We start from the raw sequence: 12,775 nt of genomic DNA, 5'->3' as shown, positions 1-12,775 counted from the left end.
GTGATTAGCTCAGCTGGGAGAGCACCTCCCTTACAAGGAGGGGGTCGGCGGTTCGATCCCGTCATCACCCACCACTTCGGGTCGTTAGCTCAGTTGGTAGAGCAGTTGACTTTTAATCAATTGGTCGCAGGTTCGAATCCTGCACGACCCACCAAATTTAAACAAAAGCGCCTTCTGGCGCTTTTGTTGTTTTCAGGCATCGTCCATTTCAGGTCCGTTTCCCTCCTCGACTTCGTGCGCAATAGCGAATATCTTCCCCATAGTTTTTACAGGGATAAGGATAGTTGTTATGTTGCGTTTACTTTCAGGATATGGCCGCTCGCTGATGATTATTCTTGTCAGCGCAGTATTATTCAGGGGTTAAAAGCGCAGGCTTATAAAGCGGCCGCAGATGAAATTTATCAGCGCTTTACGCACAAAGCCTGATCCCGATAGCCATTGCCCGGGCGCATCGTGTACCAGGCGATGGCTATTGACTATCATGTCTGCGCCTTTTCAGCCGATAACCACTATTTACGGCTAACAAGGAAAATGCCATGACCACGATTTCGGCCACCGCCTCGGTGCACAGTACCAGCAGTAGCGCTTCTTCAGAAATTGCCGGGATATACCGACAAATCACCAAATTAACGCAACAACTTAAAGAGCTGGCAGATTCGAGCCTCGGCGCGGAAGAGAAACAAAAACAGCAGGAGATGATTCAGTCACAAATCGATATGCTTCAGGCACAGTTGGCCATGCTACAAAGCAAGCAACTGGAGAAGTCGCAGCAGGAACAGGCGCAGCAGCAAAAAAAGGAAGGCGTTAACCGCCCTTCTACCGACAATCAGATCGATATCTATATTTGATAGAGCGAATCATGCACGCGTTCTGCCGCCAGTTCGCTCGCCTGCGCGCGGACAATTTCCCACAGCGCCTGCGCGGCAGTTGAAAGCGAACGATTTTTGCGCCGGGCCAGCATCAGTTGTCTCTCTACTACCGGTGTCAATCGCTTCACCAGCAAATGACTACCCTGCGGTAAAGGCAGGGCCAACGCCGGCAGCACGCTGATGCCAATCCCTGCTTCCACCATCGGAAATAACGTGGCCGGATGCCCAATTTCCTGCACAATATTTGCACTGACGGCGAGGCTGGCCAGCGCGGCGTCAATGAGCGGGCGGCTACCGGAGGCATAATCCTGAAGCACCAGCCGTTCGGACTGCAATTCCTGCCAGGTGATGTGCTCGCGTAACGCAAAGGGATGATCCTGGCGACACAACAATAAAAACGGTTCAGACAGAATGGTTTCACATTGCAAATCATTCACCGCGCCAGGATCAATGACAATACCGAAATCGACCTCTCCCTGGCGGATACTCTCCAGCACCCACTGCTGCGGGCGGTCATGGAGCATAAAATCAATCTGAGGATAACAACGGTTACTTTCGGCGATGCACTGTGGAATAAGATGCGCCGAAATGGTCTGGCTGGCGGCGATCCTGACTTTACCGGTTAACTGCGTACCTACTTGCCCTGCTTCGCGCAACGTGCTGTGCAGTTCATCCAGAATCCGCTCAAGGCGTGATGCCAGCTGCTGCCCCGCCTCGGTCAACGCCACTTCACGCGTGGTGCGGTCCAGCAAACGCACGCCGGTTTGCTGTTCCAGTTCCTTCACGCTATGACTGACTGCCGACTGGCTTAGGCCAACAATCTCCCCTGCCCGGCTGAAGCTTTTGACCCGGGCGACAGTGATAAAAACACGTAGTTGACGAAGTGTGTAATTCATCTTTTTTATTCATGAATAGATGCAATAAATCAATTTTATTTCTCAAAGGGAAAAAAGCACAATAGGGTTATCGCTATTCAGGAGCATTTATGAAACTTTTTCGTATTCTTGATCCTTTTACGCTTACCCTGGTTTGCGTTGTTCTGCTGGCCTCTTTCTTTCCGGCACGCGGTAATTTTGTGCAGTACTTCGAGTGGCTGACCACGGCGGCCATTGCGCTGTTATTTTTTATGCACGGTGCCAAGCTGTCTCGTGAGGCGATTATTGCCGGTGGTAGCCACTGGCGGTTGCATTTGTGGGTAATGTGCAGCACGTTTGTCCTGTTCCCGGTGCTCGGCGTGCTGTTTGCCTGGTGGGCTCCGGTCAATGTCGATCCACAAATCTATACCGGTTTTCTTTATCTGTGCATTCTGCCTGCAACGGTCCAGTCGGCGATTGCCTTTACCTCACTTGCAGGTGGTAATGTAGCGGCGGCGGTGTGCTCTGCTTCTGCCTCCAGCCTGCTGGGGATCTTCCTTTCACCGTTGCTGGTAGGGCTGGTGATGAATATGCACGGCGCGGAGGGAAGCTTACAGCAGGTCGGCAAAATTATGCTGCAACTGCTGCTGCCGTTTGTTCTCGGCCATCTTTCCCGACCACTTATTGGTGACTGGGTAGCGCGGCATAAAAAGTGGATTGGCAAAACCGATCAAACGTCTATTTTGTTAGTGGTGTATTCCGCCTTTAGCGAAGCGGTGGTCAACGGCATCTGGCATAAAGTCGGCCCGGGTTCACTACTGTTTATCGTTGTGGTCAGCCTGGTGCTGCTGGCGATTGTCATTGCAGTGAATATTTTTGTTGCCCGCAAAGGCGGCTTCAATAAAGCAGATGAAATTACCATTGTCTTCTGCGGATCGAAGAAAAGCCTGGCGAACGGCATTCCGATGGCCAACATTCTCTTCCCGGTGTCGGTGATTGGGATGATGGTCCTGCCGCTGATGATCTTCCACCAGATCCAGCTGATGGTTTGCGCGGTACTGGCGCGTCGCTATAAACGCCAGACCGAGAAATTGCAGGCGCAGGCACAAGCCCACGCCGCAAAAGTTTAAAGCGGGCGTTTCAGGGGCTGTACCAGCTGTGTCAGCCCCTCGGTTTTAATCAGTAGCGTGATTTGCATCAGCTCGCCCAGTTTTCCTGCCGGAAACTCATCCTTACGGGCAAACCACAGTAAATACTCCTCCGGCAGGTCAATCAGCCGGCGGCCCTGGTATTTACCAAACGGCATCACGGTATTGGCAATCTCGATAAGCTGCTCTTTTTCCACTTACTCTCCCAGCAGGCGGATCATCTCCGCTTCATCGATAACCTCAATCCCCAGTTCCTGCGCTTTCGCCAGCTTTGAGCCTGCGGCTTCACCGGCGATCACCAGATCGGTTTTCTTCGACACGCTGCCGGACACTTTTGCCCCCAGCGCCGTCAGACGATCTTTGGCATCATCGCGCGACATCAGGCTCAGACTACCGGTGAGGACCACGGTTTTCCCGGCGAACGGACTGTCGATCTCTTCGGCTTTAACCATTACCGGCGCGGGCCAGTGGATGCCTACGTCTTCAACCAACTGGCGGATAACATCCCGGTTACTGTCTTCTTCAAAGAAGTTGAAAACGTGCTTTGCGACGACAACACCGACATCAGGCACCTTTTGCAGGTCTTCCACCGTGGCTGCCGCTAAGGCCTCCAGCGTACCAAAGTAACTTGCCAGCCCGGCTGCCGTTGACTCACCGACCTCGCGAATACCCAGCGCATACAAGAAACGGGCAAAGGTGGTTTCTTTGGCGTGTTCCAGCGCATTAACGAGGTTTTGCGCCGATTTAGGGCCCATCCGATCCAGCCCGGTTAGTTTTCCGGCCGTCAGGCGAAACAGGTCAGCAGGGGTATGGACATATTCTTTCTCGACCAGTTGATCGATAATTTTGTCGCCCATACCATCTACATCCATCGCACGGCGTGACACAAAATGTTTGAGCGATTCTTTGCGCTGAGCGCCACAAATCAGCCCGCCGGTACAGCGGGTGACCGCCTCACCCTCCACCCGCTCGACGTCAGAGCCACATACCGGACACTGCGCCGGGAATACGATGGGGCGCGTCTCATCCGGACGTTCGGAGATGACCACATTCACCACCTGCGGGATCACATCTCCGGCGCGGCGGATGACGACTTTATCACCAATTCGCAGCCCCAGACGCTCAATTTCATCCGCATTATGCAAGGTCGCGTTACTGACCAGCACACCGGCAACATGGACAGGCTCAAGCCTCGCGACCGGCGTAATCGCACCGGTACGGCCCACCTGGAACTCTACGTCGCGCACCGTCGTCATCTGTTCCTGGGCCGGAAACTTAAACGCCACCGCCCAGCGCGGGGAGCGGGAAACGTAGCCAAGCTGCTCCTGGAGCGCCAGTGCGTTAACCTTAATGACCACCCCGTCGATATCAAAGCCCAGCGTTGGACGATCCTCACCCACCTTTTGATAGAACGCCAGCACGGCCTGCGGGGAATCGCACAGCGTCACCCGATCGCTCACCGGCAACCCCCACGCTTTAAATTGCAGCAGCCGCCCGAGGTGGGTGTCCGGCAGTTCACCGCCTTCCAGAATGCCTACGCCATAGCAGAAAAAGGTTAGCGGGCGCGCCGCCGTAATACGCGGGTCCAGCTGGCGCAGCGAGCCTGCTGCCGCGTTGCGAGGATTGGCAAACACTTTTCCGCCTTTTTTCCGTGCATCCTCGTTAATTTTCTCAAATCCACTCTGCGGCAGGAAAACTTCGCCACGCACTTCCAGACGAGCCGGAATGCCTTTGCCGTGTAGCTTAAGCGGAATGGCGCGGATGGTGCGCACGTTGCTGGTAATATCCTCGCCGGTCGTACCGTCACCACGCGTTGCCGCGCGTACCAGCACGCCATTCTCGTAGAGGATACTAACCGCCAGGCCGTCGAGCTTCAGCTCGCAGCACCAGGTCAGCGCGTCGGGATTCTTAAGTCTGTCCTGCACGCGTTTGTTAAAGGCCAGGAAACTCGCTTCATCGAACACGTTATCCAGAGAGAGCATGGGTATTTCATGACGCACCTGGCTAAATGAGGTCAATGGTGCGGCACCCACACGCTGCGTGGGAGAGTCAGGCGTGATCAGATCGGGGTGTTGTGCTTCCAGCTCACGCAGCTCACGCATTAGCCTGTCATATTCGGCATCGGGCACTTCCGGTGCATCCATTACGTGATACAGGTATTCATGGTGGCGAAGCGTGGTTCGCAGCTCAGTCAGTTGTTGTTCAATAGATTCCATATCACACCATCAATATAAAAAACCCCCGACATGCGGGGGTTCAGAAAGAAAAGTGAAGCCGCGAGCCGTTACGCGTTGGCTTCTTTCACCTCGCGAATACGGTCCTGATATTCACGCAGTTTCTGCGGGGTCATCATCCGGCGCTGATCGTCAAGCACCACGCCGCCCACTTCATCGGCAATATATTGCGCCGATTGCAGCATCAGCTTGAAATTTTGCAATTCATCCCCGTAGGAAGGTACCTGCATAAAGATGGTGACACCGGGCGTTGCGAAATCTGTCATGGACTCAGACTCGAAGAAACCCGGTTTGACCATGTTTGCCAGGCTGAATAGCACCGGACCACCACCGTCAGTACTAAGATGACGATGGAAAATATTCATATCGCCAAATTTAAAACCGGCCTGCTGAATACTATTGATCAACAGCTCGCCGCTGATTTGCGCGCCCTGGTGCGCGGAAACATTCATGACGATAACCGTTTCAGCACGTTTGGGTTTCTCTGGTGCTGGCTCAACGGGTTGTGGCTGCGGTTCAGGCACCGGCTGAGGCTCAGGTGTCGGCTGCGGCGCGTATTGCGGTGCCGGTGGCTGCTGTGGTTGGCGCACAGGTTGCTGCGGTTGCGCAGGCTGATGCTGCTGAACCGGTGGTTGCGCCTGCTGAACGGGCGGCTGTTGTTGCTGAACCGATGATTGAGGCTGCGGTACCTGTTGAACCGGCGGCTGACGTACCGGCTCATCCTGATGTACGGCAGGCGGAGCCTGGCGCGGCTGTGCCGATTCATAAGGAGGCTGATAACGGTGCTGAGGCTGTTGAGGCACGTCATGTTCCCCAGGCGCGGCGGTATGGGGGTTATTCACCCGATGAACGCGCACTTCTCCTACGCTTTCAACCTCATCGTCGAAATCGTGGCTATCAGACTCGTCATCATCACGCTGCGACTTCATGCGCTTAAGTGGGCGATCGCGGAACATAGAAGAGCGCTCTTTACGGCTGGTCCAGAAACCGTGAACCAGTAAAGCGATTATGGCGATCGCGCCAACAATGATTAATATCAGACGCAAATCCTGCATCATTATATTCTCTGTTGTTCTAACACCTTGCCACCACGGCAAACATTTACACCTTAAGAGTATTTGTCGATTACGCTGAGTGCAAGTGCGCGCACGGATTTCCCCGCATAAAGATGAACTAAATCGTGCCTTTTGCTGTTTTTTCGAACATTTCTCAGCTGTTCATTGCCAGCCAACCGGATAATATAGGCGCGTAACTTATCTGCCAGCAGTAAAAGGAGCTTTGCCTGAACATGACGTCGTCCTCTTCAACACCCTCACGAAGCGGTATTTTTTACTTTTCCCAGGGATGGAAACTGATCGCGCTTCCGGGTATTCGTCGTTTCGTTTTTATGCCGTTGCTTATTAACATTTTGTTGATGGGGGGTGCCTTCTGGTGGTTATTTACCCGGCTGGACCGTTGGATACCTGCCCTGCTCAGTTATGTCCCTGACTGGCTTCAGTGGCTAAGCTATCTGATCTGGCCGCTGGCGGTCCTTTCTATATTACTGGTCTTTGGCTATCTTTTTTCCACCATTACCAACTGGATTGCCGCGCCCTTTAACGGTTTGCTGGCAGAGCAACTTGAAGCTCGCCTGACCGGTGCAACGCCTCCGGATAGCGGTGTACTGGGAATAATGAAAGATTTGCCGCGGGTAATGAAGCGCGAGTGGCAAAAGCTTGCGTGGTATTTGCCCCGGGCGGTGTTGTTACTGATTCTTTATTTTATTCCCGGCATCGGCCAGACAGTGGCTCCGGTATTGTGGTTCCTGTTCAGCGCCTGGATGATGGCGATTCAGTACTGCGACTACCCTTTTGATAATCATAAAGTGCCATTTCGTACCATGCGTGAGGCGCTGCGCGGTCGCAAGATGACTAATATGCAATTTGGCATGATGGTAAACCTCTTTACCATGATCCCAATAATCAACCTGTTTATCATGCCGGTCGCGATATGCGGCGCAACCTCAATGTGGGTGGATAACTTTCGTCAAGCACATGCATCATGGCGATAAGCGTAGTGACTGGATTATTCCGCGTCTTATTCCATACTGGTCATCATTATTTCCAGGGGGCATATAGATATGCGAAATCCTTACTTCCGCATATTGTCTGAGCAGGTATGCTGGTAGCGTCATCCCAAATTTCAAACAGTTAAGGACAGGCCATGAGTAAGATTTTTGAAGATAACTCGCTGACTATCGGTCATACGCCACTGGTTCGACTGAACCGAATCGGTAATGGACGCATTCTGGCGAAGGTGGAATCACGTAACCCGAGCTTTAGCGTTAAATGCCGAATCGGTGCCAATATGATTTGGGATGCCGAAAAACGCGGCGTTTTAAAAGCAGGTATTGAACTGGTTGAGCCCACCAGTGGTAACACCGGGATTGCGCTGGCCTATGTTGCCGCTGCGCGTGGCTACAAGCTAACGCTGACCATGCCGGAAACCATGAGCGTTGAGCGCCGCAAGCTGCTCAAAGCGCTGGGGGCAAATCTGGTACTGACGGAAGGTGCAAAGGGGATGAAAGGTGCCATCCAGAAAGCGGAAGAAATCGTGGCCAGCGATCCGTCTAAGTATCTTCTGCTTCAGCAGTTCAGTAATCCGGCAAACCCGGAAATTCATGAGAAAACCACCGGTCCTGAAATTTGGGAAGATACCGACGGTCAGGTTGATGTCTTTATCTCCGGCGTGGGCACGGGCGGTACGCTGACCGGCGTCAGCCGCTATATTAAAAACACCAAAGGGAAAGGCGATCTGATTACCGTTGCGGTTGAACCCACGGACTCTCCGGTTATCGCTCAGGCGCTGGCAGGCGAGGAGCTCAAACCAGGCCCCCATAAAATTCAGGGCATTGGTGCAGGCTTTATTCCCGGCAACCTCGATCTTAAACTGGTCGATAAAGTCGTTGGCATTACCAATGAGGAAGCCATTTCTACTGCACGTAAGCTGATGGAAGAAGAAGGAATTCTCGCGGGTATCTCGTCCGGTGCCGCCGTCGCAGCAGCGCTGAAATTACAGCAAGATGAAGCCTTTACCAATAAGAATATTGTGGTTATCCTACCCTCTTCGGGTGAGCGTTATCTGAGCACCGCACTGTTTGCCGATCTGTTCACAGAAAAAGAGTTGCAACAGTAGTGCCAGGTTGTAAAAAATGCGTAAAAAAGCACCCTGCGGGGTGCTTTTTTTGTGGCGTACTTCAAACTTTTGCTCCAGCAGGCATTGCTTCACCCCGTCAGGTCTGGTATTTAACCAGCAGAATTATTTTGATCCGCGAAATTATTCAAAAGTGGCTTTTCCACTGGCTGAATCGATTTTATGATTTGGTTCAACTCTCGCTTTCGCGGCATAATGTTTAATGACGCGCTAAACGTCTACGGCCAGTAGTTCCTGTCCCGGATTTCGTTTACAGGTGACGGCGTCGTCACCGTTTACGCAGGCGCTTATTGATCCAGGCTAAAGTTTGGTCAACAGGCTAAACTTTAGATCCACAACACTAAACCTATAAGTTGGGGAAATATAATGTTCCAGCAAGAAGTGACTATTACCGCTCCGAACGGTCTTCACACCCGCCCTGCAGCTCAATTTGTGAAAGAAGCGAAAGGTTTTACTTCCGAAATTACTGTGACGTCTAATGGCAAAAGCGCCAGCGCAAAAAGCCTGTTCAAACTGCAAACTCTGGGTCTGACTCAGGGTACCGTTGTCACCCTGTCCGCTGAAGGTGAAGACGAGCAAAAAGCAGTTGAGCATCTGGTTAAACTGATGGCTGAACTCGAGTAAGTTCACGGGTTCTTTTAAATATCAGTCACAAGTAAGGTAGGGTTATGATTTCAGGCATTTTAGCATCCCCGGGTATCGCTTTTGGCAACGCGTTGTTGCTTAAAGAAGATGAGATTGTCATCGACCGGAAAAAAGTTTCTGCCGACAAAGTCGATCAGGAAGTTGAACGTTTTCTGAGCGGTCGCGCCAAAGCGTCTGCCCAGCTGGAAGCTATTAAAACCAAAGCTGGCGAAACTTTTGGTGAAGAAAAAGAGGCCATCTTTGAAGGGCATATTATGCTGCTCGAAGATGAGGAGCTGGAGCAGGAAATCATAGCCCTGATTAAAGATAAACACATGACTGCGGATGCCGCAGCGCATGAAGTTATCGAAGGGCAAGCCACTGCTTTAGAAGAGCTGGACGATGAATACCTGAAAGAGCGTGCGGCTGACGTACGTGACATCGGTAAGCGTTTAATGCGCAACATCCTTGGCATGCCGATTATCGACCTCGGTTCCATTCAGGACGAAGTCATTCTTGTTGCAGCCGACCTCACCCCGTCCGAAACAGCACAGCTTAACCTGCAAAAGGTACTGGGCTTTATTACTGACGTTGGTGGCCGTACCTCCCACACCTCTATCATGGCGCGTTCCCTTGAACTGCCAGCCATCGTGGGCACCGGTAGCGTAACCGCACAGGTGAAAAACGGCGATTATCTGATTCTGGATGCCGTAAATAATAAAGTTTACGTCAACCCTACTAATGAAGAAATTGAGCAACTGCGCGCCGTTCAGGAGCAGGTTGCCAGCGAAAAAGCGGAACTGGCTAAGCTTAAAGATCTGCCGGCTATCACTCTTGACGGCCATCAGGTTGAAGTCTGCGCTAACATCGGCACCGTGCGTGACGTTGATGGTGCAGAACGTAACGGCGCAGAAGGTGTTGGCTTGTACCGCACTGAATTCCTGTTCATGGACCGCGACGCGCTGCCGACTGAAGAAGAACAGTTCTCAGCGTATAAAGCCGTTGCTGAAGCCTGTGGTTCTCAGGCGGTCATCGTGCGTACCATGGACATCGGTGGCGATAAAGAACTGCCGTACATGAACTTCCCGAAAGAAGAAAACCCATTCCTGGGCTGGCGTGCTGTGCGTATCGCCATGGATCGTAAAGAGATTCTGCGTGACCAGGTTCGCGCTATCCTGCGTGCATCTGCTTTCGGTAAGCTGCGCATTATGTTCCCGATGATCATCTCTGTTGAAGAAGTTCGCGCCCTGCGCAAAGAGATCGAAATCTATAAACAGGAACTGCGCGACGAAGGTAAAGCCTTTGATGAAAGCATTGAGATTGGCGTGATGGTGGAAACACCGGCTGCGGCAACCATTGCTCGTCATCTGGCCAAAGAAGTTGATTTCTTTAGTATCGGTACCAATGATTTGACCCAGTACACCCTGGCAGTTGACCGTGGTAATGATATGATTTCGCATCTCTACCAGCCGATGTCCCCGTCCGTGCTGACGCTTATCAAGCAAGTTATTGATGCGTCTCATGCAGAAGGCAAATGGACAGGCATGTGTGGTGAGCTTGCAGGCGACGAACGTGCTACACTTCTGTTGTTAGGGATGGGTCTGGACGAGTTCTCAATGAGCTCCATTTCTATCCCGCGCATTAAGAAAATTATCCGTAACACGAATTTCGAAGATGCGAAGGTATTAGCAGAGCAGGCTCTTGCTCAACCGACAACGGACGAGTTAATGACGCTGGTTAACAAGTTCATTGAAGAAAAAACAATCTGCTAATCCACGAGATGCGGCCCAATTTACTGCTTAGGAGAAGATCATGGGTTTGTTTGATAAATTGAAATCTCTGGTTTCTGATGATAAGAAAGACACCGGAACTATTGAGATTATTGCTCCGCTGTCTGGCGAAATCGTGAATATCGAAGATGTGCCGGATGTTGTTTTTGCTGAGAAAATTGTTGGAGATGGCATTGCTATCAAACCAACCGGTAACAAAATGGTTGCACCGGTTGATGGAACCATCGGCAAAATCTTTGAAACCAACCATGCGTTCTCAATCGAATCCGACAGCGGCATTGAGCTGTTCGTGCACTTCGGTATCGACACCGTTGAACTGAAAGGCGAAGGCTTTAAGCGCGTCGCTGAAGAAGGTCAGCGCGTAAAAGTTGGCGATCCGGTCATTGAATTCGATCTGCCGTTGCTGGAAGAGAAAGCCAAGTCAACCCTGACTCCGGTCGTTATCTCCAACATGGACGAGATCAAAGAACTGATCAAGCTGTCCGGTAGCGTCACTGTGGGTGAAACCCCGGTAATTCGCATCAAGAAGTAATTCTTGCCGCAGTGAAAAATGGCACCCCCGGGTGCCATTTTTTATACGTGCTGCTCTGTTGGTGGCAGAATTAACTCATCACAGCCGCATTGCTGTGTCCAGGTCATGGTTGCCAGAACGCGTTCTGCCGCGTGCTGCGTTGCCAGGGTCAGTGGGTTACCCTTAACAATACCGCTGATAAGCTCTGCGCAGAACAAGTCCCCTGTCCCTTTGAGATCGGTTTTCACCCGCGGGTGCGCAATCACATCTACATGCTCAGCCGTCACCACCGCCACATTCATAGTATCTCTGGTTTCCCCCGGCGCACTAGTAATGACAATCCATTTCAACGTATCCGAGAGCAACGTTTTCGCAGCCGCAACAGCCTGATCCAGCGTTGCACACGGTTTTCCGCTCAACATTTCCAGTTCAAACACATTCGGCGTCAGCCCTTCAGCCAATGGCAGCAGGTGTTGACGGTAAGCCTGCGGGATCTCTGCTTTGACGTACATTCCGCTGTCGATATCGCCAATCACCGGATCGACCAGAATCGCGAGCTGCGGATGCGTGACGCGCAGTGTTTTCAGCCACTGCGCCAGCAGCGCGATTTGCTCTGCGCTACCCATATAGCCCGTCGTCACGGCTTTCAGCTCGCGCAACGCATCACGCTCTGTTAACGCTTGAAGGTAGCCGCTAAACCACTCAGCGGGAATAATACCGCCATAATACGTTTCATAATGCGGTGTGTTGCTGAACAGCACCGTCGGTACTGCCGTTACTCGTAACCCATTCGCCTTGATGGCCGGCACCGCAATGCTGTTACCCACGCTGCCGTACACTACCTGAGACTGAACGGCGACAATATCGGTTTGTAATGCGCGATGTTTATCGTCGAAAAGCACGGACTGTATATCATTCTCCTGACCCACACACCTCTCCTGTCGCTGGATTGCGTATTAATACCTTGCCTGTTTTTCATCGTTTTTCAGAGTATGTTTTAGCGTTGTCATCCTCTGCCCATGAGAATTTTGCGCGTTTATGAAAAAGTTAGCAAATGTCTTGTCCTGTCAGACTAACGTGCAACTTCTCGGTCCCTGAGCTGTCTGAAAGCGGTAACAGATTAATTGAAAAGGATCATTCAATGAAAAAATGCCTTTGTGTCATTATTGCGCTTCTCATGTCGCTTCCTGCCTTTGCCAAACTTAGCCCCCACGAAGAAGCACGCATCAACGCCATGCTGACTGCACTGGCGCAAAAGCAGGATCTCACTTTTATACGTAATGGTGATGCACATAATTGTGAAGAAGCGGTTTCCCACCTGCGCCTGAAGCTGAGCAATACCCGTAACCGCATTGATACTGCCGAGCAGTTTATTGATAAAGTTGCTTCTTCATCGTCTATCAGTGGGAAGCCTTATATCGTCAAAATTCCTGGCAAAAGCGATGAAAACGCAAAGAGTTATCTGCATGCGTTGATTGCAGAAACTGATAAGACGGTGCCTGATGAGGACAAATAATTAGCGATGAACATTTTGGGAAGGACGTTGGCCAACG

General features: G+C 51.7%; 13 protein-coding genes and 1 tRNA gene. 9 read left to right on the top strand and 5 right to left on the bottom strand.

Annotation, left to right across the window (positions count from 1 at the left end):
* The first annotated feature begins 78 nt into the window (after nucleotides 1-78).
* Both CHU32_RS21555 and CHU32_RS21550 read left to right on the top strand, forming a co-directional pair.
* Nucleotides 79-154 (top strand) — tRNA-Lys (locus tag CHU32_RS21555).
* Between the two features lie 382 nt (nucleotides 155-536).
* A complete protein-coding gene (locus tag CHU32_RS21550) occupies nucleotides 537-848 on the top strand; it encodes a FlxA-like family protein (RefSeq protein ID WP_103677947.1) in 312 nt (103 codons plus the stop codon).
* On the opposite strand, the gene CHU32_RS21545 is transcribed toward CHU32_RS21550, so the two are convergent.
* Complete coding sequence (locus CHU32_RS21545) at nucleotides 839-1,765, bottom strand: LysR family transcriptional regulator (protein WP_103677946.1); 927 nt, start codon at nucleotides 1,763-1,765, stop codon at nucleotides 839-841. The genes CHU32_RS21550 and CHU32_RS21545 overlap by 10 nt on opposite strands.
* An 89-nt stretch (nucleotides 1,766-1,854) precedes the next feature.
* Here CHU32_RS21545 and CHU32_RS21540 point away from each other — a divergent pair, with 89 nt between their 5' ends.
* Nucleotides 1,855-2,853 (top strand): bile acid:sodium symporter family protein, encoded by a 999-nt coding sequence (locus tag CHU32_RS21540; RefSeq protein ID WP_103677945.1) that lies wholly within the window; start codon nucleotides 1,855-1,857, stop codon nucleotides 2,851-2,853.
* On the opposite strand, the gene CHU32_RS21535 is transcribed toward CHU32_RS21540, so the two are convergent.
* From CHU32_RS21535 to zipA, 3 genes are all read right to left on the bottom strand, one after another.
* Entirely contained in the window at nucleotides 2,850-3,068 is a 219-nt protein-coding gene (locus tag CHU32_RS21535) for a DUF3820 family protein (protein ID WP_103677944.1), read from the bottom strand. The two genes, CHU32_RS21540 and CHU32_RS21535, sit on opposite strands and share 4 nt — an antisense overlap.
* Nucleotides 3,069-5,087: an NAD-dependent DNA ligase LigA gene (ligA, locus tag CHU32_RS21530; protein ID WP_103677943.1), complete on the bottom strand. Its 2,019-nt coding sequence runs from the start codon at nucleotides 5,085-5,087 to the stop codon at nucleotides 3,069-3,071.
* A 68-nt stretch (nucleotides 5,088-5,155) separates the two neighbouring features.
* Nucleotides 5,156-6,163 (bottom strand): cell division protein ZipA, encoded by a 1,008-nt coding sequence (zipA, locus tag CHU32_RS21525; RefSeq protein WP_103677942.1) that lies wholly within the window; start codon nucleotides 6,161-6,163, stop codon nucleotides 5,156-5,158.
* Between the two features lie 230 nt (nucleotides 6,164-6,393).
* Here zipA and cysZ point away from each other — a divergent pair, with 230 nt between their 5' ends.
* The 5 genes from cysZ (at nucleotide 6,394) to crr (ending at nucleotide 11,243) form a co-directional block, all read left to right on the top strand.
* Nucleotides 6,394-7,155 (top strand): sulfate transporter CysZ, encoded by a 762-nt coding sequence (gene cysZ / locus CHU32_RS21520; protein WP_103677941.1) that lies wholly within the window; start codon nucleotides 6,394-6,396, stop codon nucleotides 7,153-7,155.
* 152 nt (nucleotides 7,156-7,307) lie between these two features.
* The gene (gene cysK, locus CHU32_RS21515; RefSeq protein WP_103677940.1) at nucleotides 7,308-8,279 is read left to right on the top strand and encodes a cysteine synthase A; all 972 of its coding nucleotides are present in this window, start codon (nucleotides 7,308-7,310) and stop codon (nucleotides 8,277-8,279) included.
* 384 nt (nucleotides 8,280-8,663) lie between these two features.
* Complete coding sequence (ptsH, locus tag CHU32_RS21510) at nucleotides 8,664-8,921, top strand: phosphocarrier protein Hpr (RefSeq protein ID WP_002913505.1); 258 nt, start codon at nucleotides 8,664-8,666, stop codon at nucleotides 8,919-8,921.
* A gap of 44 nt (nucleotides 8,922-8,965) precedes the next feature.
* Nucleotides 8,966-10,693, top strand: a complete 1,728-nt coding sequence (ptsI, locus tag CHU32_RS21505; RefSeq protein WP_103677939.1) for a phosphoenolpyruvate-protein phosphotransferase PtsI — start codon at nucleotides 8,966-8,968, stop codon at nucleotides 10,691-10,693.
* 40 nt (nucleotides 10,694-10,733) lie between these two features.
* Nucleotides 10,734-11,243: a PTS glucose transporter subunit IIA gene (gene crr, locus CHU32_RS21500; protein WP_103677938.1), complete on the top strand. Its 510-nt coding sequence runs from the start codon at nucleotides 10,734-10,736 to the stop codon at nucleotides 11,241-11,243.
* Between the two features lie 41 nt (nucleotides 11,244-11,284).
* On the opposite strand, the gene pdxK is transcribed toward crr, so the two are convergent.
* Nucleotides 11,285-12,151 (bottom strand): pyridoxine/pyridoxal/pyridoxamine kinase, encoded by an 867-nt coding sequence (pdxK, locus tag CHU32_RS21495; protein WP_103677937.1) that lies wholly within the window; start codon nucleotides 12,149-12,151, stop codon nucleotides 11,285-11,287.
* Nucleotides 12,152-12,363: 212 nt separating this feature from the next.
* Here pdxK and CHU32_RS21490 point away from each other — a divergent pair, with 212 nt between their 5' ends.
* On the top strand, nucleotides 12,364-12,738 hold the full coding sequence (locus CHU32_RS21490) for a YfeK family protein (protein WP_176691697.1): 375 nt from the start codon (nucleotides 12,364-12,366) through the stop codon (nucleotides 12,736-12,738).
* Nucleotides 12,739-12,775 lie beyond the last annotated feature (37 nt).

Origin of the sequence: Superficieibacter electus, assembly GCF_002915575.1 — a bacterium.
Lineage (GTDB): Bacteria > Pseudomonadota > Gammaproteobacteria > Enterobacterales > Enterobacteriaceae > Superficieibacter > Superficieibacter electus.
This window is presented reverse-complemented; position numbering and strand designations above follow the sequence as displayed.